Annotated in this window: 28 protein-coding genes and 1 tRNA gene; 12 read left to right on the plus strand and 17 right to left on the minus strand. The window is 67.1% G+C overall.

Features of this window, described 5'->3' with window-relative positions:
* The first annotated feature begins 207 nt into the window (after positions 1 to 207).
* Positions 208 to 420: a hypothetical protein gene (locus AC3B5T_RS14585; RefSeq protein WP_055474919.1), complete on the plus strand. Its 213-nt coding sequence runs from the start codon at positions 208 to 210 to the stop codon at positions 418 to 420.
* Positions 420 to 659, plus strand: coding sequence for a hypothetical protein (locus AC3B5T_RS14590; protein ID WP_055474918.1), 240 nt, complete (start codon positions 420 to 422; stop codon positions 657 to 659). Before AC3B5T_RS14585 ends, AC3B5T_RS14590 begins: the two co-directional genes overlap by 1 nt.
* Positions 660 to 1,009: 350 nt before the next feature.
* On the opposite strand, the gene AC3B5T_RS14595 is transcribed toward AC3B5T_RS14590, so the two are convergent.
* The 13 genes from AC3B5T_RS14595 to AC3B5T_RS14655 form a co-directional block, all read right to left on the minus strand.
* Positions 1,010 to 1,423, minus strand: coding sequence for an HNH endonuclease (locus AC3B5T_RS14595; RefSeq protein ID WP_084817205.1), 414 nt, complete (start codon positions 1,421 to 1,423; stop codon positions 1,010 to 1,012).
* Between the two features lie 139 nt (positions 1,424 to 1,562).
* Complete coding sequence (locus tag AC3B5T_RS14600; protein WP_156354169.1) at positions 1,563 to 1,703, minus strand: hypothetical protein; 141 nt, start codon at positions 1,701 to 1,703, stop codon at positions 1,563 to 1,565.
* A gap of 61 nt (positions 1,704 to 1,764) precedes the next feature.
* Positions 1,765 to 2,607, minus strand: coding sequence for a phage major capsid protein (locus AC3B5T_RS14605; RefSeq protein WP_055474916.1), 843 nt, complete (start codon positions 2,605 to 2,607; stop codon positions 1,765 to 1,767).
* A gap of 157 nt (positions 2,608 to 2,764) precedes the next feature.
* Positions 2,765 to 3,256: a hypothetical protein gene (locus tag AC3B5T_RS14610; RefSeq protein WP_055474915.1), complete on the minus strand. Its 492-nt coding sequence runs from the start codon at positions 3,254 to 3,256 to the stop codon at positions 2,765 to 2,767.
* Positions 3,249 to 3,584: a hypothetical protein gene (locus tag AC3B5T_RS14615; RefSeq protein WP_055474914.1), complete on the minus strand. Its 336-nt coding sequence runs from the start codon at positions 3,582 to 3,584 to the stop codon at positions 3,249 to 3,251. The genes AC3B5T_RS14610 and AC3B5T_RS14615 overlap by 8 nt, the downstream gene beginning before the upstream one ends.
* The gene (locus tag AC3B5T_RS14620; protein ID WP_055474913.1) at positions 3,577 to 3,858 is read right to left on the minus strand and encodes a hypothetical protein; all 282 of its coding nucleotides are present in this window, start codon (positions 3,856 to 3,858) and stop codon (positions 3,577 to 3,579) included. The genes AC3B5T_RS14615 and AC3B5T_RS14620 overlap by 8 nt, the downstream gene beginning before the upstream one ends.
* A gap of 226 nt (positions 3,859 to 4,084) precedes the next feature.
* On the minus strand, positions 4,085 to 4,261 hold the full coding sequence (locus AC3B5T_RS14625) for a hypothetical protein (RefSeq protein WP_156354167.1): 177 nt from the start codon (positions 4,259 to 4,261) through the stop codon (positions 4,085 to 4,087).
* Complete coding sequence (locus AC3B5T_RS14630) at positions 4,258 to 6,009, minus strand: AAA family ATPase (RefSeq protein WP_231632649.1); 1,752 nt, start codon at positions 6,007 to 6,009, stop codon at positions 4,258 to 4,260. The genes AC3B5T_RS14625 and AC3B5T_RS14630 overlap by 4 nt, the downstream gene beginning before the upstream one ends.
* Positions 6,006 to 6,335, minus strand: coding sequence for a DUF2742 domain-containing protein (locus tag AC3B5T_RS14635; RefSeq protein ID WP_055474912.1), 330 nt, complete (start codon positions 6,333 to 6,335; stop codon positions 6,006 to 6,008). Before AC3B5T_RS14635 ends, AC3B5T_RS14630 begins: the two co-directional genes overlap by 4 nt.
* A 2-nt stretch (positions 6,336 to 6,337) precedes the next feature.
* Positions 6,338 to 6,811 (minus strand): hypothetical protein, encoded by a 474-nt coding sequence (locus AC3B5T_RS14640; RefSeq protein ID WP_197282741.1) that lies wholly within the window; start codon positions 6,809 to 6,811, stop codon positions 6,338 to 6,340.
* The gene (locus tag AC3B5T_RS14645; RefSeq protein WP_156354160.1) at positions 6,805 to 6,993 is read right to left on the minus strand and encodes a hypothetical protein; all 189 of its coding nucleotides are present in this window, start codon (positions 6,991 to 6,993) and stop codon (positions 6,805 to 6,807) included. The genes AC3B5T_RS14640 and AC3B5T_RS14645 overlap by 7 nt, the downstream gene beginning before the upstream one ends.
* The gene (locus AC3B5T_RS14650; protein ID WP_156354158.1) at positions 6,994 to 7,395 is read right to left on the minus strand and encodes a hypothetical protein; all 402 of its coding nucleotides are present in this window, start codon (positions 7,393 to 7,395) and stop codon (positions 6,994 to 6,996) included.
* Entirely contained in the window at positions 7,395 to 7,601 is a 207-nt protein-coding gene (locus AC3B5T_RS14655; RefSeq protein ID WP_055474909.1) for an excisionase family DNA-binding protein, read from the minus strand. Before AC3B5T_RS14655 ends, AC3B5T_RS14650 begins: the two co-directional genes overlap by 1 nt.
* Before the next feature lie 119 nt (positions 7,602 to 7,720).
* Between AC3B5T_RS14655 and AC3B5T_RS14660 the strand changes: the two genes are divergently transcribed.
* Both AC3B5T_RS14660 and AC3B5T_RS14665 read left to right on the plus strand, forming a co-directional pair.
* Positions 7,721 to 8,347 (plus strand): hypothetical protein, encoded by a 627-nt coding sequence (locus tag AC3B5T_RS14660; RefSeq protein WP_156354156.1) that lies wholly within the window; start codon positions 7,721 to 7,723, stop codon positions 8,345 to 8,347.
* Positions 8,348 to 8,358: 11 nt separating this feature from the next.
* Positions 8,359 to 9,531: a site-specific integrase gene (locus tag AC3B5T_RS14665; RefSeq protein WP_055474907.1), complete on the plus strand. Its 1,173-nt coding sequence runs from the start codon at positions 8,359 to 8,361 to the stop codon at positions 9,529 to 9,531.
* Positions 9,532 to 9,567: 36 nt separating this feature from the next.
* Here the strand turns inward: AC3B5T_RS14665 and AC3B5T_RS14670 are convergent.
* Positions 9,568 to 9,641, minus strand: a tRNA-Leu gene (locus AC3B5T_RS14670).
* A 189-nt stretch (positions 9,642 to 9,830) separates the two neighbouring features.
* Here AC3B5T_RS14670 and AC3B5T_RS14675 point away from each other — a divergent pair.
* The 5 genes from AC3B5T_RS14675 to AC3B5T_RS14695 all read left to right on the plus strand — a co-directional run bounded on the left by AC3B5T_RS14675 (position 9,831) and on the right by AC3B5T_RS14695 (position 15,836).
* On the plus strand, positions 9,831 to 11,069 hold the full coding sequence (locus AC3B5T_RS14675) for an oxygenase MpaB family protein (RefSeq protein WP_055474906.1): 1,239 nt from the start codon (positions 9,831 to 9,833) through the stop codon (positions 11,067 to 11,069).
* A 53-nt stretch (positions 11,070 to 11,122) separates the two neighbouring features.
* The gene (locus tag AC3B5T_RS14680) at positions 11,123 to 13,393 is read left to right on the plus strand and encodes an MMPL family transporter (protein WP_055474905.1); all 2,271 of its coding nucleotides are present in this window, start codon (positions 11,123 to 11,125) and stop codon (positions 13,391 to 13,393) included.
* Positions 13,394 to 13,447: 54 nt separating this feature from the next.
* Entirely contained in the window at positions 13,448 to 14,134 is a 687-nt protein-coding gene (locus AC3B5T_RS14685; RefSeq protein WP_055474904.1) for a TetR/AcrR family transcriptional regulator, read from the plus strand.
* Between the two features lie 144 nt (positions 14,135 to 14,278).
* Positions 14,279 to 15,145, plus strand: coding sequence for a Bax inhibitor-1/YccA family protein (locus AC3B5T_RS14690; RefSeq protein ID WP_055474978.1), 867 nt, complete (start codon positions 14,279 to 14,281; stop codon positions 15,143 to 15,145).
* Between the two features lie 133 nt (positions 15,146 to 15,278).
* Positions 15,279 to 15,836 (plus strand): DUF6790 family protein, encoded by a 558-nt coding sequence (locus AC3B5T_RS14695; RefSeq protein WP_055474903.1) that lies wholly within the window; start codon positions 15,279 to 15,281, stop codon positions 15,834 to 15,836.
* A gap of 16 nt (positions 15,837 to 15,852) precedes the next feature.
* On the opposite strand, the gene AC3B5T_RS14700 is transcribed toward AC3B5T_RS14695, so the two are convergent.
* Together AC3B5T_RS14700 and AC3B5T_RS14705 are read right to left on the minus strand one after the other, a co-directional pair.
* The gene (locus AC3B5T_RS14700; RefSeq protein ID WP_055474902.1) at positions 15,853 to 17,076 is read right to left on the minus strand and encodes an acetyl-CoA C-acetyltransferase; all 1,224 of its coding nucleotides are present in this window, start codon (positions 17,074 to 17,076) and stop codon (positions 15,853 to 15,855) included.
* A gap of 65 nt (positions 17,077 to 17,141) precedes the next feature.
* Positions 17,142 to 18,077, minus strand: a complete 936-nt coding sequence (locus AC3B5T_RS14705; RefSeq protein WP_488357632.1) for an SGNH/GDSL hydrolase family protein — start codon at positions 18,075 to 18,077, stop codon at positions 17,142 to 17,144.
* Positions 18,078 to 18,211: 134 nt separating this feature from the next.
* Between AC3B5T_RS14705 and AC3B5T_RS14710 the strand changes: the two genes are divergently transcribed.
* Together AC3B5T_RS14710 and AC3B5T_RS14715 are read left to right on the plus strand one after the other, a co-directional pair.
* On the plus strand, positions 18,212 to 19,606 hold the full coding sequence (locus AC3B5T_RS14710; protein WP_055474900.1) for a cystathionine beta-synthase: 1,395 nt from the start codon (positions 18,212 to 18,214) through the stop codon (positions 19,604 to 19,606).
* 10 nt (positions 19,607 to 19,616) lie between these two features.
* Complete coding sequence (locus AC3B5T_RS14715; protein WP_055474899.1) at positions 19,617 to 20,789, plus strand: cystathionine gamma-synthase; 1,173 nt, start codon at positions 19,617 to 19,619, stop codon at positions 20,787 to 20,789.
* Between the two features lie 15 nt (positions 20,790 to 20,804).
* Here the strand turns inward: AC3B5T_RS14715 and AC3B5T_RS14720 are convergent, their stop codons facing one another.
* Positions 20,805 to 21,911: a class I SAM-dependent methyltransferase gene (locus AC3B5T_RS14720; RefSeq protein ID WP_055474898.1), complete on the minus strand. Its 1,107-nt coding sequence runs from the start codon at positions 21,909 to 21,911 to the stop codon at positions 20,805 to 20,807.
* A gap of 162 nt (positions 21,912 to 22,073) precedes the next feature.
* On the opposite strand from AC3B5T_RS14720, the gene AC3B5T_RS14725 reads away from it, so the two are divergent.
* The gene (locus AC3B5T_RS14725) at positions 22,074 to 22,781 is read left to right on the plus strand and encodes a PIG-L deacetylase family protein (RefSeq protein WP_055474897.1); all 708 of its coding nucleotides are present in this window, start codon (positions 22,074 to 22,076) and stop codon (positions 22,779 to 22,781) included.
* Positions 22,782 to 22,812: the final 31 nt, after the last annotated feature.

Raw genomic sequence — 22,812 nt, forward strand, 5'->3', positions numbered from 1 at the left:
TCGAACCGACACTGTGCCGATTTTAAGTCCGGTCAACTGCGTTCATTGTCATTCGCTGGCATACGCGAAACTGCCTGTGATCAGGCCGATTCCTTCGCCTTCGTTCGTTGGGATTCGCCCTGATTCGTCAGCACTTGTGACAACGTCGTGACAACGAGGTCGGGTTTCAGCATGGTCTGTCCGATCTGTTGAGTAGGGTCCGCTGGTATGGACATCTCTGTGCGGCACTACGGGCCCGACCCCAACCAGTCACCAGCACACGCATTCCGAGGACCACGCCCCGATCACCTACCGCTGTCAGCCAGCATCTTCGACGCCTCGGTCAGCTACGGCAAAGAGTCACAGGCCGTGGCCGAGAAGATGTACCTGGCGATCCAGTCGCTCGAATCCGAGCTCATCAAGCTCCGAGGTGACGCCTGATGTCTGTATTCGACAAGCACCTAACCAAGTGGTGGGAACGGCGCAGCGACGAACAACGCGCGACCCTCAAGTCCGCCGCCGAAGACAACCGCATGGACACCGAGACACGAACCCTGCTCATCGACACCCAATGCCCCGTCGGCCCAGTCGGAACCAGATGGGAGAACCAGCCCGAAGGGTGGACCGACTACGCGTGGAGCTGGCCGAACGACGTCCGAGAGTTCATCAAAGCCCAGTGAGAACCCATGGGGGCAACCCCTTCCCCCCGGGGCGACGTTCTCCGTCGCTAGGCTCTGTGGCTGCCTTCTAGTACAGGTCTGGGGATTCCGGACTCGCGGCCCTCGACCGTCTGTAGGCCTTGAGCCGGCACGCCTCAGAACACCACCGACGACGCCGCCCAGCACGATACTGCTTCGGCGTCGGACCACCACAGTTATCGCAGGTCACCGGGGCCCGACCCGGCCAGAAACCATTCTTAGCCACTCGAACCTCCGTACGGGTCTCAATTCCTGGGAACCGGGCAGATCGGATTTAGCAGAGCTACGCGACGTTGGGCCCGTGGCCCGCGGGAACCGGTGGTGCCCCTGGGTCATAGGGTGCCGGGCGACTGTTCGTAGCTGCCGGGGTGGCGTGCGCGTCGTCGTGTCGCGGTGCGGGAGGCGACGGACTCTTGCTGAGCTTTGCGGGCGTTGCAGGGCGCGCAGGCTGATTGGAGGTTGTTGAGATCGAAGAGTGCGCCGCCGGCCGCGACGTTGACGATGTGATCGACCTGGGTCGCGTGACCGATGCAAGCCGGACCTTCGATCTTGCACTGATAGCCGTCGCGGCCGAGTGCTTCGAGGCGGACGCGCTTCCACTGTGCGGTGCCGGTGATGTGCCCACTGTGGGTCCGTTTGCCTGACCACGCCTTCTCGCGTGTGCAGTCGGGGCAGTAGTTGCTGTTGCGGATGAGGTTGCCGCAGTTGCCTTGTCGGCCTTGGCATCGTCGTGGTGCTTTGGGCATGGTCGGTCCTGGTCTGTGTGGTTGGGGGTGGCGGTGCGGCGCAGGACGGGCTCGCACACGGAGGTGTGGTCGTGGCCCGCCCTTGCCGTGACAAGGAGTTCGTGAAGCCGGTTTGACGCCGGCACCGCCTGGTCTGTGTCTAGGGCTGGTGGATGGAGTAGGCGACCCAGCCGCGGCGCATCCAGTCGACAGCGATGTCGAACGGCACGTCGGGGATGAGGCCGGTCTGTTGTTCGCCGTGTATGTAGACCGCGTGCGGCTCGGTGGTCTGGATGGTCACCAACTCCGGGTCTTCAAGGGCACCTGTATCCCTTGAACCCGAGGTCGTCTTGCGGGCCATGTCAGGCGGTGGTGGAGATCTTGACGATGGCCGCCGGGTGCGGGAACCCGAACGCCGCGCGAACCTTGGCGCGCACCGCGATCCGATCGGAGGTGAAGAAAACAGATTTGTCCGTCTCGACCTCGGTGCCGGTGCGGATCACCAGGTAGGCGAAGGACCGCGGGATTCCCCACACCACGTTGTTGGGTGCGGCCGGGGACGCGAGGATCGGTGCGCCGAGGATGGTGCGCCGACCGGCAACGGTGACGTCGTTCCCCAGAAGGGGTTCGAGGGAGCCGCTGGCCTTCTTCAACTTGGCCAGGGCAGCGGCAGTGGTGGGCGAGGTCACCCAGGTGTCGATGGTGGCGTGTGCGTCGGCGGCGGCGAACTGCGCGTCGGAGAACGGGTCGATCGACGAGAACGAGCTACCGGCGCTGATGGTGGAGATACCGGACAGCTGGCCGAGGGTGACGGCGGGGCCGTTGGTGATCGGTGTCGACGAGAACAGCGCCTGGTCGAGTTTGCGGGTGAGGTCGCGGACCAGTCCGTCGCCCACGGCTTTCTGCGCGTCGGGAGTGGAGTCGTCGGCGAGCTCTTTGGTGATGACCGAGAGGCCGGCGAGCTTCTTGGGGGTGACGGTCACTTCGTCGACATCGGAGTCGGTGACGGGGATTTCACCGCCTTCGGCAACCCAGGACGCGGAGGGGTCGGCGGCGACGATCGGGATTCGGTAGTCGTGGCTGCCGGTGGTGACTTCGGTGAGTGCCTGACCGGCAACGGAGTTCGCGACGAGGGGTTTGATGATGAGGGTGGCGATCTGCTCGGGGGTGAGGATCGGGCCGTGGGTGGTAGTGGTGGTAGCCACAGAATGCTCCTATGTGGTGAGCGCACAATAGTTGTGCGGCAGAACGGGTTTCGATTCCGTTGCTCACCTGGAGCCGTCGGTTGGGCCTCAGGCCCTGGCGGTGACGGTCCGGCGGGTCCTACCCTCTTCCGGGACCGTCACCTCCAAGGATACCCGACTAGGTCTTGAGGACGTCAGACCAGCTGGTGGTGTCGGGTTGCGGTGGGACAGCCCCGCCTTGCCCCCAGTTGTGGTGTTGTGGCAGCCCGGACCCGAAGCGGGCGTAGTTCTTTCCGAGCTTCGGGCGCTGGTCGACAAGAGCGGCGGCCGCGCCCTGAAGGTCGGTGTGGTTGATGTCGCCGTTGTCGTCGAGGTAGTCGGCCAGGTCGACCCCACCGATGTCGAAGAGATCTCCCGGCTCGTCGAGGATGTCAGCGATTGCGGCCTCGGCGGCGCGACGCTGGTAGCCGGTCAACCGTTCGGCGAGTGCGTCGCGTTCGGCCTCGGCAGCACGCAACTGGGTGCGATACCGGGCAGCCTCAGCATTCGGGTTGCCGTCCTGCTGCTGTTGACCATCCGGATCGGGTTGCTGCTGCTGGCCGTCGTCGGCGGCGGGTGGGGTGCCGGCCTCGGGATCGGTGGTGGTGCCGGGATCGTTTGTGTCAGCCATTGTTTTCTCCTTCGTTGGTGGGCAGTGTGTCCGGGATCTGGGGCCAGGACCGGTGCCGCATACCGGTGTTGCGGATGCGGGTCGTCAGTAGGTCGGGCACCTCGTAACCCAGGTGGGCGAGCAGGGTGCGTTCGGTGTCGGTGGCGGGCCGGTCGACGTACGGGCGCAACCACAACCCGCCGTGGCGGCGTTTGTCGGGGAAGGTGTCCCGGTCGGCGAGCGCAGTAGCGTCCTCGGCCTTCTGAAGGTCGTCGGGCAGGTGGTCGAACGCCAGGACTCCGCGGGGGTCGTCGCGGTGGCCGACGTGCCGGCCGATCTCGTCAGGCATCCTCTTTCCCCTCCTGTCCGATCCTCAGGACCGCGGTGCGAAGCTGGTCGATCCGTAGATCGAACACGGCCTCCCCGACTTCGTCTTCGTCGTAGGCCAAGGCCATCTCCGCGATGATGACGCCCGCCGTCGCCAGGTCGACGGGATCGGTGTCGCTGGTCTCGAGGAGGTAGCGGACAGCTTGCGCGTTGCCGTGGTGCATCTGTTTGACGGCGACCAGGATTTCGAGCATCGAGCTGGTGGATCTCTGGATCTGTTGTTCGTTCAGGCCCATGGGCGTCGTTCCTTCTTTCTTGCGGGGGTTCGGGTCTCTTCGATCGGTTGGGCTTGGCGGGCAACCGTGTTGATCCGTTGCGGAGACGCGTCGGGTTGCCGATCTATGTAGTCCTGCAAGCACGCTCGGCAGGTCCAACCGTGGGCGCTACCGGCGTGGACTCGGCACGGGCCTGAACACTTCTGGCAGACGTGGGCGGGCATCACTGATTCCTGTTCGTCGAGGGTCACCATGGGTAGTCGGCTTCGTGGACGGAGCAGAGCGCTCCCCACTCGGATACGCGGTTGCGGCACTCGTCGCCGGTCTTGGTGGGGGCACCGCAGTAGGGCCTGCGTGGTGGCGGTGCTTCCCGAGGGATGTAGACAGCGGTGAGACCGAACTTCAACGGCTTGATCTCGGTCACGCTGACTCCCTGGCGTCGTAGTCGGGGTTGAACCGCCACTCGGTCAGCACGGACTGGCCGCGCTTGAGGACGCCGATCCGTTTGGCTGCCGACTTGATGGTGGTGCGTTCGTAGCCGGCCTGCTCTCCGGCCGCGAAAGCGTCGGCTGCCTTGATCCAGTCCCCGTGTTCGCGGAGCCACCCGTCGAGCCATTGCGGGCAGGGCACGACAGTGCTGGTACTCCCCGCGCCGAGGCGATATGTAGCGCCGTGTCCGGTCCGGCCGACGGTGGCGATCAAGTCGCAGTTCATTACACAGCGACGCAGGTTGTCGATGTTGTACCCGGCAGCTTCTCCGGCGGCGAACAGATCTCGGGACTCGACGGTCTCGACCTCGTCGGCCATCAGTGCCAGGACGTGTCCACGAAGCCATTGAGCACATGTCGGCTTGGGTAGCTCCACCGGCTTGCCCGACCCCAACCACTGCCCCGGAGCACGGCCGGGGGTGTTCACAACTGGCGGTGCAGGCGAGTCCACGACGGAGGGGCGCGGGGCCTGTTGTGCCACCTGTGTACCCGTATCTCTGGGTGTGGCACAACGGTCATTCTGGGTAGGTGGCATAGCGTCGTGACCTGCGGTTGTGCCAGCTGTGCCAGCTGTGCCACCGATATGGGTATCGGGTGGCGCGACGGTCGGGATCACTTCGCCGTCGATCACGCCGGGACCCTGGTCTGGTAGCGACCATGTCGACACCGGGGGCTGCCCCGTGTAACCGATGACCACACAGAGCTTCTTGCGAGCGCGCTGCAGGGTGCGTTCCGAGATGCCGGCCTTCTTCGCCTCGCGCTTGGCGTCCGCCGACCGCACGGCGGGACCCTCGATCTCCAGGTACTCACGCAGCCACGCAACAGCGTCGTGACGCTCCTGACGGTCATCTCCGTGGTCACCCTCGAACTGGTCCGCGATGTGGTCTCTGGCTGTGCGGTCGGACTCGCCGATGTAGCGCAACAAGGGCACCGAGCCGTCGTGGTCGTCGGTCGCATCAAAGTGCTGGATCGGATCGACGGTGAACATCGTCGCGGGCAATGCCTTGGTGGTGTTCGACTTCTCCACGCCGACGACCAGATGACCGTCGTCGTCCTGTTGCGCGAACAGGGTCAAGCGGGCCTTCTTGCGGAGCTCACCGGTGGCGCCGTACTTGTCGCGCGCGTTACCCGAGTCGACCCGGTTGGTGTGGGTCAGCAGCAAGACCGCCGCGTCGGTGACGGTGGCAACCTCCTTCCACGGATGCAGTGCTCGGCGAGCCTGCTGCGGGTCCTTCACCGACAACCCTGCTGTCACAGTGTCGAGCCAGGCATCGACGACGACCAGCGCCGGCCGCGGCTCCGCGTCCACGACAAGGTGCAGATCTCGTGGGAAGACCGGGGCGCCTGACCCGTCGTCCTCGGCGCAGATCACTTCGACCATGCCCAGGTTGACCCCGGCGACTTCGAGTCGGGGCAGCACGGTCGTCGTCCAGTCGTCCTCGGTCACGACCAGCAACACGCTTTCAGGTGTGCGGGCGGGGATTCCGAACTCTGGCAGCGCGCGCCCGGTGGTGATCGCAGCGACGAGCCACACCCACAGCAGGGACTTGCCTATGCCCTCGTCTCCGACCAGCAACGAGATCGCCGCACGCGGTAGCCGCCCCTTGGCCAACCAGCGGGGTTGCTCCGCGGGCTTGAGATCGGTGGCTCTCCACCTCTTCGGGGAGCTGATGTCGTCTTTCACGATGCTTTCCGTTCGATGTGTGCGCCGCTGCGCAGGGCGTTGTCTCTGTCTCGGATGCGGCGTGCGACCGCTGACCAGTCCGCGGCCGCGGCGATCTCAACTGCGGCCGCTTTCTGTGCGTCTCGTCGGGCGTGCAGCTCGGCGATCTGTTCCTCAAGGCACCACCGAGAGCCGGCGCAGAGGACCGCGGCGAGCTTGCGGGGGTCGGTGTCGTCGAGCGCCTGCCATCCCCGGGTGCCGGCGAGGGGTAGCCCGGTGTGGTCGACGCCGGCCAGCAGCCGGTGCACGAAGCGGTGCACCGGCTGCCAGTCGATCTCGTGGGTCACGGTCAGGCGCTCTCGAGTTGCCGAGTCCCGGCCAAGTACTGGCCGCTGGTCGAGCTGAGGGACGCCCGGTCAGTGACCGCGGCGAGCGCGTAGTCCGCTTGTGCCGCCGCGTATCCCGGTTCGTTCTGGTCGGCGACCACCCAGAACTGTGCGACCCGTGACCCGACCTTTCGGTTCGAGCTGCGTCGTCGGCGGCGCCACTGCTCGCGCTGGCAACGCTGCGGGCCGGCGCGCCAGTACTCCTCGGCGAGACCGGCCACGATGCTCTGTTGCCGGGGCGTGAGGTGTTTCTCCACGACGAGGTGCACGCGGCCGTCGTCGAACACGCTGATGAAGCAGGCTGCCTTCCACAGTTCGCCGCCGCGGAACTGGTAGGTGGGGTCCTGGCCGTCGAACTTGATGCGGACGAACTCGCGGATGGCGTCGAACTCGACGACCTTCACTGCCCGCACTTCCCAATCTGGATCGCTCACCATGCACCGCCGATCGTCTGGGCGGTGACGTGCCCGCCGTCGACATCGCCGACGAGACTGGCGACATCGAGAAGGTCGTCGATGGTCTGGGGCTGAATGCCGGCGAGCAGCGCGCGGAGCATGTCCGCCGCAGGATCGACAGGCACTCGCGTCCTGTCGGGGTCGTGCACTATTGTGGTGCTCATCTACTTCTCCTTGTGAGTGGCGGATTCACCCTCGATGACCCGGTTCTTGGCGGAGTCGGTCGTCGGGGGCGCTGTGTTTCCTCGGTTGAGGTCTTCTTTCAACTGGTCGGCGCGGTCCTCCATGCTGTGGATGAACGCCGCCAGATTCGTGCGGGATGCGCCCTCACGCAGGCCTTCCCACACCGCCCAAGCGCGGGCGATACGGCCCTCCAGACGATCCAGAGCCTCAGCCCTGAGGACGTCGGCGCCGGAGAAGTCGCTACTCCGGAAGGTGCTCGTGCCGCCGGCCGAACCTGGCGGGGCTACGGGCTGTCGCTCACATACGCGCGTGAACCGACGCACATCTAGTTCATCGGCTCCGAGGCCAAGGTCCTGGTGCGCTTCCAGATCGGCGTACCGCATCACGCTGCGCCCGATTCCGGCCGGGACGGCTGAGATGCCCTGAGCGCGTTGGCGATGAACTCATCAATCGCGTCTTCGGGAATGCGACGGTTTCGGCCGATCTTCACCGAGCGCAGCGTCCCGGTCTTGAGCAACTGGTAGCCCTTGGTGTTGGCGACTCCGAGGCGTTCAAACGCCTCCGCGGGCTTCAGTAAGCGGTTCGGCATCCTAGCAACCTTTCGTGTGGAGAAGAATGAGGACTTCTATCCGTCCTCATACGCAAGAATGCACTGACATACGCGCGGATGCAAGGGGACACGCAAAATCTCGCCTACAATTTGTCCTCATGGGAAACATTGAGTCGAGCGACGAGTGGGACGTTGCAACCGTCAAGCGAGTGGGTAGTCGCCTAAAACTGTTGCGTGGCAACAAATCTGCGCAATGGCTGTCAGATCGAACTGCCGAGCTCGGCTACCGAGTTCCCACTTCGGCGATCGCCAAGATGGACTCTGGGCATCGGCGCGTCCTCCAGCTTGCGGAGTTTCTGGTACTGGCCGCGGCGCTGAAAGTTCCTCCCGCGGAACTCCTGTACCCAGATCTGCCCGACGGTGAGGTCGCCGTCCTCCCGGAGCTGACAGTCAAATCGATCCAGGCTGTGCAGTGGCTATCTGGTGAGGTTGAACTTCTACCCGATGGCCAGGTTCGGCACCCGGATGTAAACGACACGCTGACTGCGCGGGCGAGAAACCTTGTCGAGCTCATCGGGCAGCTGGAGTGGGCCAACCTGAGACGGACTGCTGCGACTGGCACAGGCGCGGAGTCTGACCTAGATGCCGCTCACCGGAGCGTCATGTTCCTGACGGGTGAAGTCGCATATCAAGCGGCCGAACTCATCAAGGACGGATATCGCGTGGACGTCGCCCGGCTACCACTGGCAGTCAGGGAACGCATCGAGCGGTTGACCGAGAACTGAGGTAACAAACCATGGCGCGCCAGCAACTGCCCCCACAGATCCGCAAGCTAACCGTTCGTGACAGGCGAACAGGCAAAGGTGTGACCCGGTACCAGGTGACTGTGGACGCCGGCATCGTCGACGGGCGACGGAAGCAGATCCGGAGACGGTTCACCACCGAAGCGGAGGCCCGTGCGGAGCTGTCATCCGTGCAGGCGTCGGTCGCCGCCGGGACGTATATCCACGCGTCGAAACTCACTGTTGCTCAGGCTGTTGATGGGTGGCTGGCCGCGAAGCATCGACTGAAACCATCGACGAAGCGCAGTCACACAACCGGACTGGCGCCCGTCCGCGACGAGCTCGGCGACACCCTCATCCAGCAGCTGACAAAGCGCGACATTGACACTCTCGTCGGCCGCCTGCGGGCTGGAAAGGTCGAAGGCCGGAAGAAGTGGTCCGCTCGATCGGTCAACCACATGCTCGGCCTACTCACTGCGGTGCTCGAGGACCAGCAGCGGCAAGGTCACGTAGTGCGCAACGTCGCCAGACTCGTCGACCGTATCCCCGCCGAGCGCCCCGAGATGAAGACCCTCACCCAGGCGCAGATGTTCCGCATCCTCGACCACGAATGCCGGGACCGACACCTGTGGACGCTCGCGCTGTACGGCCTGCGGCGCGGCGAGATCGCGGGTCTCCGATGGGACAACGTCGATCTCGGCGCGAAGACGATCACGGTCGCCGAGAACCGTGTCGCTGTCGGCCGCGAGATCGTCGCCGGCACACCCAAGTCAAAACGATCACAGCGGACACTGCCCCTACCCGACGAGGTGGTGGAAGTACTGAGGGCTGCACGTAAACAGCAACTGCAGGAGCGGATGGCCCTGGGGGAGTCGTACGGATCGGGGAGGTACGTCGCGTGCGACGAAGCCGGCGAGCCTTACCACCCAAACCTGCTCACCTTCCGGTGGGGAAAACTCCTGGAAACGTTGAAGATCCCTCACGTGCGGCTGCACGATGCACGGCACTCGTGCGCCACCCTCATGCACCTCCGGGGTGTCCCGATCGCGGTCATCGCCGCCTGGATGGGCCACGCCTCCGCGGCGTTCACGCTGGCGACCTACGCACACTCCCAAGACGACGCGTTGAAGGCCGCTGCGAGCAGTTTCGGACGAGATGTGACAACTCGTGACACCGACAGCGGGTAGCTGATCGCCATTAGGCCATAACTGCCTGGTCAGGGGTGCCCCCAGTCGGACTCGAACCGACACTGTGCCGATTTTAAGTCGGCTGCCTCTGCCAATTGGGCTATGGGGGCGAAGGGTCCGCTCGACGACGGTCCCCACGGTGAGCATAGTCAGCCGCGGCAGCGTGTCCGAATTCGTCCGGCGCTGCCACCGACAGACGTCAACTCGACCGCCAGACTTCGGTCGAGGTCTGGCAGTCGAGTCGACGTCTGGGAGTCAGCCGTCCTTGACCGGCCCAGTCGCCGGGGTGATCATGGGGCATGGACGCGGCAGCGGTGACCGGGGCACGCAATTGGGAGGCCGTCCGAGAGCGGCATCCCGCCATCGTCGAGCGCCTCGAGGCGGGTCTGACGCAGGGTGATCCGCTCGCCGACGCGGTGATCGTCGAGGCCAGAGAACGCGGAATCTCCTTCTCCACACTGGTCGCGCTCTTGGAAGAGCACACCTCCGCCGAGGAGGAGACCGATGTCGAACACCTCGAGATGCCCGCCTCGATGACGCATCTGTTGCAGGTCGCGAGCACCCCACCTCCGTGGTTCGACCCGGCCTGGGCAGAGGCCGGCGCCCGCGCCTGGTGGCGGTTCGGGACGTTGCAGTCGTCGACGCTGTATCAATCGCTGATCTACGGATTCAAGGCGCAGGGGTTCGTCCGTCCGCTGGTGGCCACCGGCCGGCTGGGATCGGGGACACGTGATCGGGTCGAGTCGACGGCCCGCTGGGTCGCCGAGGCGACCACGCCCGGATCGATGCTCCCGGGCCGTCCCGGTTGGGCTGCGACGCTTCGTATTCGGCTGCTACACGCCTACATTCGCGACGTCCTGCGGCACCCGCCCGGCGGCGATCCGACGGACGACGCCGGGGGCTGGGACGAAGGGGAGTGGGGCGCACCCATCAACCAGACGTATGCGGTGATGACCATCTCGTGCGGCTTCCTGGCTCTCCCTCTCGTCGTCGCACGGGATTTCGGGATCCACTACAGCAGTGCGGAATGTGAGGCGATCACACATCTGTGGCGCTGGATCGGCTGGGTCATCGGGGTCGACGACGACCTCCTGCCGCCGAGTTACGAGTCGTCGAGCGAATTGTTCCGTATCGCAGGCGAATTCGAGCTGCGGCCCGACGATTCGTCGAAGGTGCTGATCAAGGCGCTGCTTCGCGAGGGGTACGACCTTCCGCGCGTCGTGCACGGGGCCGCTCCGATTCCGGTGCCAGGGTTGCTGGTCTCCGCGGTGGATGCGATCACCAGACCCCTGCTCATGTCGTCGTTCTCGGCCATCAGCACACGATGGGTCGAGCGCCCGGTCGCCCGGCGGATGGGTTTGCGCCGGACGCCGTTGCACCATCTCGTCGACGTCGCGCGGCCCGCCGTCAGGCTGCGCGAGATCGCGCGCGCGACCGGACTGCTCGGATCGGAGTCGACGGTGATCGAGCGCGAACTGCGAACGGTCCGACGCGGACTCGGCATGCCGCACGTCTCGGAATCGTCCTTGACCACCTAAATTACTGCTGATAACTTAACGCCGTAAAGTCGACCGACGCGACAGGGGTCCGCATGCTGGTCAGATTGACACGGCTGGTCATATCCATGCCCAAACGAGTGCTGCTGGGCGCACTCATCCTGCTGGTGGTGTGCGGCGCGTACGGCGCGACCGCGGCCGAACATCTGCTGGCCGGAGGGTACAGCGATCCGAACTCGGGGTCGGCGCGGGCCGAGAGAACTCTCGACGAGACGTTCAACCGCGGCGGGGTCCAGGTCGTGCTCAAACTGGACGGTCCCGACGGAGTCGACATCTCCCGCGACCCGACGGCCCGAGCGGTCGGTGAGGACATCGTCGCCGACCTGAATCGCAATCAGTACGTGCAGGACCAGATCCTCTCAGTGTGGGCCAATCCGGCGCTCGACTCCGCGCTCGTCAGTCGCGACCGGACGTCGACTTTGATCATCGCCTCGCTCGACGGTGGCGAGGATTCGGCGCCGGGGCACGCCGAGGAGATCGCCGCGGCCCTGGCCGGTGACCGCGACGGGATCACCGTGCAGGTCGGCGGTCAAGGAATGGTCTTCGCGCAGGTCAACGATCAGACCGCGTCCGATCTCCTCGTCGCCGAGGCCATCGCGATCCCGATCACGTTCATCGTGTTGATCTTCATCTTCGGCGGACTGCTCGCGGCGGCCGTCCCGGTCGGCATCGGCATCGTCTCGATCATCCTCACCTTCGCGCTGCTCCGCGCGATCGGATCGGTCACCGACGTCTCGGTCTTCGCGCTCAACCTCACCACCGCACTGGGTCTCGCGCTCGCGATCGACTACACGCTGCTGATCCTGACGCGCTACCGGGAAGAGGTCGGACACGGTCTGAGCCGGCCCGACGCGATCGTCCGAACCCTGGCCACGGCCGGGCGGACGGTCGCCTTCTCCGCGGTGACCGTCGCCCTGTCGCTCAGCGCGCTCGTGCTGTTCCCGCAGTACTTCCTGCGCAGCTTCGCGTTCGCGGGTCTCGGCGTCGTGGCGGTGGCCGCGGTGTCGGCACTCGTCCTCACGCCGGCCGTGCTCATGCTCCTCGGTGATCGCATCGACGCGTTCGACGCCCGGAAGCCACTCCGGCGCCTGCTTCGGCTGCCGCCGGCGCGGCCCGTCGAACCCGAGGACACCTGGTGGTACCGGCTCGTCCAGTGGGTGCTGCGCCACGCCTTGCCGGTCGCCGCGGTCGTCACGGTCTTCCTACTGGTACTCGGTGCGCCGTTCCTGTCGATGAAGCTGGGGTTCCCCGACGACCGGGTGCTCCCCGAGTCGGCGAGCGCCCACGCGATCCAGCAGGAGATCCGAGACGACTACGAGGACGACCTGTCCGCAGCGGTCACCGTCGTCGTGCGGGGGCCGGTGGACGATGCGACCCTGGCGGGCTACACCCGCGCCCTGTCGACGGTCGGAGATGTCAACTCCGTAGGGTCGTCGGCCGGGACGTTCGTCCGGGGTGCGCCGGCCGCGCCCGGCAGCCCGGACGACACCCGGGGCGACGTACACGTCCTGCAGGTGTCGACCGACCGCGACCCGATGAGTGAGTCGGGGATCGCCCAGCTCGACGAGCTGCGGGCGGTGCCACCGCCGGCGGGAACGGAGACCCTGTTCAGCGGGCTCGCCGCCGCCACCGACGACACCGTCGGGTCGATCTACGCGCATCTGCCCTGGGTGCTCGGCCTCATCGCGATCGCGACGTTCGTGCTGCTGTTCCTGTTCACCGGGAGCGTCGTGTTGCCGCTGAAGGCGCTCGTCCTCAACATCCTGTCGCTGTCGGCGACGTTCGGCGCGATGGTCTGGTTCTTCCAGGAGGGGCACCTCGGAGGTTTGGGGACCACCGCCACGGGCACCCTCAGCGCGACCATGCCGGTGCTGCTGTTCTGCGTGGCGTTCGGTCTGTCGATGGACTACGAGGTGTTCCTGTTGGGACGGATCCGCGAGGAGTGGTTGCGATCGGACCGGACGCGCGCGGCCAGCGACCACGCGGTGGCGCTGGGCTTGGCCCGGACCGGCCGGGTCATCACGGCCGCGGCCCTGCTGATGAGCATCGTCTTCGCCGCCATCGCGGCGTCGGAGGTGTCGTTCATGCGGATGTTCGGGGTCGGTCTCACCCTGGCGGTCCTGATGGACGCGACGATCATCCGCATGTTCCTGGTCCCCGCCTTCATGCGGCTGGCCGGGCGGGCCAACTGGTGGGCGCCGGGTCCGCTGCGACGGCTACACGATCGGATCGGATTGTCCGAGGAGGCCCCGGAGGTCGGGCGTCCCGAGAAAGCGGCGCCGGACACTGCGCCGACGAGGGTCTGACACCGAATACGTCATACGACGGATGAACGGCGGCGGGACAGGTGCTGGAGTGCAGTGACGACACGTAGACGAGCGAGATCACCGCGCGGGTCCGGAGAGATCCTCGCGGAGGAGATCATCGAGGCCGCCGGTGAGTTGCTGGTCGAGAACGGCGACGACACCGCGATGTCGATTCGCGCGGTCGCCAACCGCGTGGGGGTCACACCGCCGTCGATCTACCTGCACTTCGCCGACAAGGAAGCCCTGCTCGACGCGGTGTGCGCCCGCTACTTCGAGCGTCTCGACGACGAGATGGCCGCCGCGTCGGAAGGCGTCGACGACGCCTTCGAACGAGCGCTGGGCCAGGGGATGGCCTATGTCCGCTTCGCCGTCGCCACGCCCGTGCTCTACCGGGTGGCGTTCGGCAAACCCACTCCCGAAGGGCATCCGTCGAAGGTCGACGAGGTACTCGCCGCCAGTGCGTACTCCCGGTTCGCCGGAACCGTCACCGAGCTGGCCGACGGAGGCGTGTTCGATCACGCCGAGATCGCCGACATCGTTCTCGAGTTCTGGGCCGCCGCCCACGGAATCGCGTCGCTGATGCTCGCCAAACCGGGTCTCGCCTGGGGCGACGACTTCGCGCGTGCGGAAGCCATGCTCACCGCCATGTGCCTGGGCCGGGCCTCGCTCGCGACCGACGGCGGCATCGATCAGACCGCAGTGGGCCGCCGGTTGAGGTCGCTGCGCGACCGGGTGAACTGACCCGGTGGCGGTTGTCTGACGACAGAAGGGTCAAGAGTCGGTAAAGTCGACATCGACTCGGTCGTTGCGAGCTCTCGCCAGGGAACTCTCAGAAACGGCCCGACGTTGAGACGGCAGACATCCGTACCGATGAAGGAGCGCTTCGTGCGAGAAAGCAGCAATCCGGTGATGCGCGGCGTGGTCCGCGACAATCAATCCGGATACGCGGGTTTCGGGGCCGGCATGGCCGGCGCCGGCGCCGCGGCCAACCAGTTCGGTCAGGCCACTGACCCCTACACCCAGCCGGCACCGCCGGCCACTCGTCAGCTCACGATCGACGACGTCGTCACCAAGACCGCGATCACCCTCGGAGTGCTGACGCTGGCCGCCGCCGCCACGTACTTCGCGATCAGCAGCCGCGCCACCGAGGCCGCCCAGGCAGCTCTCGCCACGCCGCTGATGCTGGTCGGCGCCATCGCCGGTCTCGTGCTCGTCCTCGTGGCGAGCTTCGGTCGCAAGCAGGACAACCCGGCCATCGTGCTGGCCTACGCCGCGTTCGAGGGCCTCTTCGTCGGTGCCATCTCGTTCGTGTTCGCGAACTGGGCGGTCGCCGGTGACACCTCGGCCGGTGCGCTGATCGGACAGGCGGTCCTCGGCACCTTCGGTGTGTTCTTCGGCATGCTGTTCGTGTACAAGGTCGGCGCCATCCGCGTGACGCCGCGCTTCACCCGCATGCTGTTCGCCGGCATGATCGGCGTCCTGGTCCTGATGCTCGGCAACCTGGTCATCGGTCTGTTCACCGGTGAGGCCGGAGTCCTGCGCGACGGTGGCCCGATCGCCATCATCTTCTCGCTGGTCTGCATCGCCCTCGCCGCGTTCAGCTTCCTACTGGACTTCGACGCCGCGGATCGCCTGATCCGTGCCGGCGCACCCGACCGGGCCGCCTGGGGCGTGGCACTCGGCCTGACCGTCACCCTGGTCTGGCTGTACGTCGAGATCCTGCGTCTGCTGACCTACTTCAACTCCGACTAGTCAGTCATGTGACAGTGGCCCCGCACCTCGGCAGGTGCGGGGCCACTGTCGTGTCAGGGTCGGTTGGCGACAAAGTGTGCCACCCGGTGCGTTTGCGGGAACAACCCCATCACCGCGGTTCTACCGTGCGGACATGGTGTTCTTTCTGATCCAGCTGGCGCTGATGATCATCGGCGCCGTCGTACACATACTGGTGGACCGATCGATGCGACGACGCACCGTCGGCCGCGCAGCCGAACTCGTGCTGCTCTGGATACTCGTCCCCGGCGGCGCATTCGGCATCCTCGCCGGGGTCGGCCACGTCGGCCCGAACGCCCCCGAGATCGCCGAGGGCATCGGGCCGGACTTCATCCCGTCCATGTTCCAGTGGGAGCTGGGGTGGAACGACATCGCCGTGGGCGTGCTCGGCGTGCTCTGCTACCGGGTGCGCAATCGTGGCGGATGGCTCGACGCCGCCGTGTGGGCACTGGCGATCAGCTACGGGGGAGACCTCGCCGGTCACATCTCGCAGTACTACATCCACGACAACACCGCGACGAACAACGTCTGGGCGATCCCCGCCGAGATCTACATCGTCGGCGCCGTCGTCATCGCCTGGTTCGTGTACCGACGAACGACCCCCCGCAGCGTCGCGATCCAGGGACCGAACGCGGCGAGGGGCGTCGACGAGAAGACGGCCTCGGTCAGCTGAGGCGCTCCAGCACTGATCAGCTGAGGCGCTCCAGCACCATGGCCATGCCCTGACCGCCACCCACGCACATCGACTCGATGCCGAAGGTCTTGTCGCGGGTCTGCAGGTTGTTGAGCAGGGTGGTCGTGATGCGGGCGCCGGTCATCCCGAACGGGTGACCCAGGGCGATGGCGCCACCCGACACGTTGAGCTTGTCGTGGTCGATGCCGAGATCACGGGCCGAACCGAGGACCTGGACGGCGAAGGCCTCGTTGATCTCGACGAGGTCGATGTCCGACAGGGACATCCCCGAGACCCGCAGCACCTTGCGGATCGCCTCGATCGGACCGAGCCCCATGATCTCCGGCGACAGGCCGGTGGCCGCGGTGGCGACAACGCGCGCCAGCGGGGTGAGGCCAAGCTCCTTCGCCTTGGTGTCGCTCATGATGACCAGCGCCGCGGCGCCGTCGTTGAGCGGGCACGCGTTGCCCGCGGTGATCGTGCCGTCCGGGCGGAAGACCGGCTTGAGCTGCGAGATCTTCTCGTAGGTCGTGCCCGCGCGGGGGCCGTCGTCGGTGGTGACCAGCGAGCCGTCGGGCAGGGTGACCGGGTCGATCTCCCGCTCGAAGAAACCGGACTTGATGGCTTCTTCGGCGCGGTTCTGGCTCAGCACGCCCCACTTGTCCTGGTCCTCGCGCGAGATGCCGGTGAACGAGGCGACGTTCTCGGCGGTCTGGCCCATCGCGATGTACACGTCCGGGATGACCCCGTCCTTGCGCGGATCGTGCCAGATGCCGGCGTCACCGGCGGCCGCCTTCTCCGTGCGGGCCATCGCGTCGTCGAACAGCGGGTTCTTGGAATTCGGTGCGCCGTCGGCGCCGCCGGAGATGCCGAAGCTCGACACGCTCTCGACGCCACCGGAGATGAGGACGTCGGCCTCGCCGGCCTTGATGGCATGCAGCGCCATCCGGGTGGTCTGCAACGACGACGAGCAGTAGCGGTTCACCGTGACGCCCGGGATGTGGTCATGCCCCAGCTCGACCGCGATGACCCGGGCGATGTTGTAACCGCCCTGTCCGCCGGGCTGGCCGATGCCCCAGTGGATGTCCTCGATCAGCGCCGGGTCGAGCTCCGGCACCTTGGCGAGCGCGGCTTCGACCATCTGACGCGACAGTTCGTCGGGTCGGATGTCTTTGAGGGATCCCTTGGCGGCGCGGCCGATCGGGGAACGGGCGTGGGCGACGATGACGGCTTCAGGCATACCTCGAAACTACCCCACCAAGCATCTGCTTGGTCGCGAGGCCGGTCAGCCCGAGTCGTGGCTGGTCACCGGTGTGTCAGACGTCTCCTGAGACGTGTGACGAACCGTGTTTCTTCGACGGCCTCGGACACCTTCGGCGGTTCGGGCAGCGGCGTCGGACCCCACTCGCCGATCGAGGCGAGCACCTCGGGCACCAGGATGTCGGCGGCGAGCTCATACCCAGCGGCCGACGGGTGGAATCGATCGGGCGACAGCATGTGCTCGGGGCGCGCGAGGAACTCCTCGGTCAGCAGGTCGGCCAGTGGGACCGGCCGCCCCCCGGCGGCCCGGACCGCCGATCGCTGCGCCGCCGCCAGCGTGAGTGCCCAGCGTCGCAACACCATTCGCAGGGGCTGGGGGATCGCGGTCACCACGCCGAAATCCGGGCAGGTGCCGACGACGACCTTCGCACCCTCGTCGACGAGTGCGTGGACGGCATCTCCGAGCCGCCGCGCCGACGGGAGCGGACTGTTGCGGGCGGTGACGTCGTTGGCGCCGACGAGGATGACGGCCACGTCGGGTCGCTCGTGATGGACGAACATGGCCTCGATCTGGGCCGCGAGCCCCTTCGACGTCGCGCCGACGATGGCCTTGTTGGCGTAGCGGACCACCCGATCGGTCTCCGCGGCCACGCGGCGGGCGATCTGGACTCCTGGCGTCTCGCCCGCGGTCTCGGCACCCAGTCCGGCCGCGGTCGAGTCCCCGAACACCACGAGATACAGGTCGTACACGGTGTCCCGGGTGAAACGTGCGCTGGTGCCGTCGGGGCGGTACACGCCGTCGCCGTCCGGGGCGTTGTCGGTACGGTGCGGGATCACCACGCGGGCCTCGGCGGCCTGACTGTTCAGCAGGTTGTAGGCGGCCCAGCCGGCGCCGGCCGCGCCCGCGGTCGCAGCCGCTGTCGCGCCGACGTCGCGCACGATCCTGGCGGGGACGATTCCTCGACGACTCGAACCGGACACGAGTGCCAGTTTAGGCGACTTCGACACGACTCCTCGCTGCGCTCGTCGTCGGCTCAGCCAGCGGTAGAACCGACTGCCGACGTCGGGCAGCGGCCGGGTGTCGCTGTTCGCGGTGGCTCTGGGACCATGGACACATGCGCATCGCCAATCACGTCGTCGACCTGGTGGGCAACACCCCGCTGGTCAAGCTGAACTCGGTGACCTCACCCGGATCGGGCCTGGTCGCCGCCAAGGTCGAGTACCTCAATCCCGGTGGCAGCAGCAAGGACCGCATCGCCGTGCGGATGATCGACGCGGCGGAGGCCTCGGGTGAACTGAAGCCGGGCGGGACCATCGTGGAACCGACGTCGGGAAACACCGGCGTCGGCCTGGCGCTCGTCGCCCAGCAGCGCGGCTACAAGTGCGTGTTCGTGTGCCCGGACAAGGTCGGCGAGGACAAGCGCAACGTCCTGCGCGCCTACGGTGCCGAGGTCGTGGTCTGCCCGACCGCGGTGGAGCCGTCCCACCCGGACAGCTACTACAGCGTCTCCGACCGCCTGGTCACCGAGATCGACGGTGCGTGGAAGCCCAATCAGTACGCGAACCCGGCCGGTCCGCAGAGTCACTACGAGACCACCGGTCCCGAGATCTGGGCCGACACCGACGGCAAGGTGACGCACTTCGTGGCCGGCGTCGGCACCGGCGGCACCATCACCGGCACCGGCCGGTACCTCAAGGAGGTGTCCGGCGGCTCGGTGAAGATCGTCGGCGTCGACCCCGAGGGTTCGGTGTACTCCGGCGGGACCGGGCGCCCCTACCTCGTCGAGGGTGTCGGGGAGGACTTCTGGCCGTCGGCCTACGACCCGGACATCCCCGACGAGATCATCGCGGTCTCCGACGCCGACTCGTTCGACATGACCCGGCGTCTCGCCCGCGAGGAAGGGCTGCTCGTCGGCGGCTCGTGTGGGATGGCGGTGGTCGCGGCCCTGCAGGTCGCCGAACGCGAGGGACCCGACGCCGTCGTCGTCGTGCTGCTGCCCGACGGTGGCCGCGGCTACATGGCGAAGATCTTCAACGACCAGTGGATGAGCAGCTACGGCTTCCTGCGGACGCCGCTCGACGCCAACACCAAGGAATCCCTCGTCGGAGATGTGTTGCGCGGCAAGACCGGCGCCCTGCCCGACCTCGTGCACACCCACCCGCAGGAGACCCTGCGCGACGCGATCGAGATCCTGCGTGAGTACGGCGTCTCGCAGATGCCGGTCGTCGGCGCCGAGCCGCCGGTGATGGCCGGCGAGGTCGCGGGTGCGGTCACCGAGCGCGACCTGCTCAGCGCGGTCTTCGAAGGTCGTGCCAGCCTCGCCGACCCGGTGTCGGCACACATGGGAGAGCCGTTCCCGCTCATCGGTTCCGGCGAACCGGTGTCGGCGGCCACCAAGGCGCTCGGCGACTGCGACGCGCTGATGGTCGTCGAGGACGGCAAGCCCATCGGCGTGATCACGCGCCACGACCTGCTCGCCTTCGTGTCGAGCCACCCGATCGTCGGATAGGAGCATCACCGTGAGTGAACGACGCAGTGCCGCGGATTCGGTTCGCTGGCAAGGCTTCTCGACCCGCGCCATCCACGCCGGTTACGAGCCGGATCCGCAGACCGGGGCGGTGAACGTCCCGATCTACGCCAGTTCGACCTTCGCCCAGGACGGCGTCGGCGGACTGCGCGACGGCTTCGAGTACGCGCGCACCGGCAACCCGACCCGACGCGCCCTCGAAGCCAATCTCGCTGCGCTCGAGAGCGGCACCTACGGACGGGCTTTCGCCTCCGGCATGGCGGCCACCGACTGCCTGCTGCGCTCGACGCTGCGGCCGGGCGATCATCTGGTGATCCCGAACGACGCCTACGGCGGGACCTTCCGGCTCATCGACAAGGTGTTCAGCCAGTGGGGGATCACCTACTCGGTGGCCCCGGTGTCCGACGTCGCCGCGGTGCGCGACGCCATCCGGCCGGAGACCAAGCTGGTCTGGACCGAGACGCCGACCAACCCGCTGCTCAACGTCGGCGACATCGAGACCCTCGCCGCCGTCGCGCACGAGGCCGGCGCGAAGCTCGTGGTCGACAACACCTTCGCCTCGCCGTACCTGCAGCAGCCGCTCGTCCTGGGCGCCGACGTGGTGCTCCACTCGACGACCAAATACCTGGGCGGGCACTCGGATGTCGTCGGCGGCGCACTGGTCACCGACAGCGAGGAGCTCGACGAGGCGTTCGCGTTCCTGCAGAACGGCGCCGGGGCGGTCCCCGGACCGTTCGACGGATTCCTCACCCTGCGCGGCATCAAGACCCTCGGCGTCCGGATGGACCGGCACTGTGACAACGCGGAGAAGGTCGTCGACTATCTGAGCGGCCACGACAAGATCGACGCCGTCCTGTACCCGGGCTTGGAGAACCATCCGGGCCACGAGGTCGCGGGCAAGCAGATGAAGCGCTACGGCGGCATGGTGTCGGTGCTGGTCAAGGGCGGGCTCGACGCCGCCAAGGAGTTCTGCGCCCGCACCGAGGTGTTCACGCTCGCCGAATCACTCGGCGGCATCGAATCGCTGATCGAACACCCCGGTGCGATGACGCACGCCTCGACCGCCGGATCGCTCCTCGAGGTCCCCGCCAACCTCGTCCGGCTCTCGGTCGGTATCGAGGACATCGACGACCTCCTCGGGGACCTGGAGAACGCGCTGCGCTGAGGAGTCGGGGTCGCCTCAGACCCGCGCCTCGAGGAGCAGGTTCGACGCAGTGGTCGCCGCGACTCGCGCCGAGGTCAGACCGGCCGCCCGGAAGGTGTCGAGCAGTCGAGTGGGGCCGGCCTGGGCTCCCAGCGAGGTCGGGCCGTCGGCGATGCTGTGTGGCACGCAGAGGTACGAGCTACCCGAATAGAACAGCAGCGCAACGGGATTGGTCAGATTCTCGGCCAGTGTGTCGTGCGCCAGCGGCTCGACGGCGATCACCTGACCGCCGGGACGCAGTGATGACCGGGCGTGTGCGAGCGCGCCCACCGGATCGCCGAAGTCGTGCAGGGCGTCGAAGATCATGATCGCGTCGTGGTCGCCGGCGTACGACTGGGCCGTCGCCACCTCGAAGCGGACCCGGTCGTCGACCCCGGCCGCCTGAGCGGCTGCGGTGGCGCGCCGGACGGACTCCTCGTGGCTGTCCACACCGACGAACGTGGAGTTCGGGAAGGCCTCGGCGAGCAGGATCGTGGGGACCCCGTACCCGCACCCGACGTCGAGAACGCGGATGCCGTCGGTGAGGCGCTGTCCGAGGCCGTCGATCGCCGGAACCCACTCGCTGAGCAGCGACGCACGGTAGATCGTGCCGTAGAACCGTTCGACGCCGGAGAACAGCCGGGAATCGTGCGCGTGCCAGGGCACGCCGTCGCCGGTCGCGTACGCATGCGCGAGCTGGTCGACCGAGGACCACACCGCGGCGGCGACCTCGAAGCCGGCCACGATCGCCGCCGGACTGTTGTCCTCGGCGAGCACCATCGCGTGCTCGGCGGGGAACACGAACACCTCTGGGCCATTCGCGGCGTCATCGCCGGTGTCGCGGAGCAGGACGTATCCGGCCGCGGCCTGCACACACAACCATTCGTGCACATACCGTTCGGCGAGTCCCGAGCGTTCGGCGAGCTCGGCGCTCGTCGCCGAACCGAGTTGCGCCAGCGCCCGCCACAGTCCCAGGCGGTCGCCCAGGTAGGTGCTGATCGAGTGGTAGGCATGGGTGAGATCGGCGCTCACCTGGCCGGCGAAGGCCTCGACCCGGGCGAGGTCGATCGCGGTGTCGGAACCGGCGGCGTGTGTGGTGGTCATGGGGTGAGCCTTTCGTGTGCGATGTCGAACCACGCCGGGCGGCGTGTGCACCGAGCGTGCGCCGGGGTCCTGTCGCGGCGCTGTCATGACTCGACCGTGACCCGCTGGGCGGTGAGCCGATGGTGACAGCCCCGTGACAGCGGGCTCGGAGACCGTCGACGCATGAGAACAACACAGATCAGCGACCTGGGCACCGTGATGTCCATCTGGGCTCACCCCGATGACGAGACCTACCTCGCCGGCGGCGTGATGGCCGCCGTCCGCGACGCGGGTGGGCGCGTGGTGTGCGTGACCGCGAGCCGCGGGGAAGCGGCCGACGAGAACGCCACCGCCGCAGAGCGTTCGGAGCTCGCCCTGGTCCGGACCGGCGAACTCGAGAAGGCATTCATCGAGCTCGGCGTCCAGGAGCATCACTGGTTGGACCTACCCGACGGTTCACTCGCGGCGATCGACGAGAGCGGCCCGGTCGGACGCCTCACCACCCTCCTCGACGACGTGTCACCCGACACCGTCCTGACCTTCGGTCCCGACGGCGTGACCGGGCACCCCGACCACCGCACCGTCAACCGGTGGGTCCGCCTCGCCGTCGACCGTTCGTCGACCTGCCCGCGAATCCTTCACCCGGTGGGCACCGGGCGGGGGATCGAGTTCGACCTCGCCCGTGAGTTCGACATGTGGGCGCTGGGCGGGCCGCGCCAGTGTCCGGAGGAGATGGTCGCGCTGCGGATCGATCTCGACGGGGCCGAACTGGACCGTAAGGTGCGAGCCCTGCTGGCTCAGCGCTCGCAGACCGCGGACCTGGCCGCGGCGATCGGCCTCGAGCGATATCGAACATGGGTGTCGGTGGAGACCTACGCTCATCCTGCATAGGCCGTCGGAGAACAGAGAGCGACGATCGGGA

Source organism: Gordonia sp. G4 (assembly GCF_057770005.1).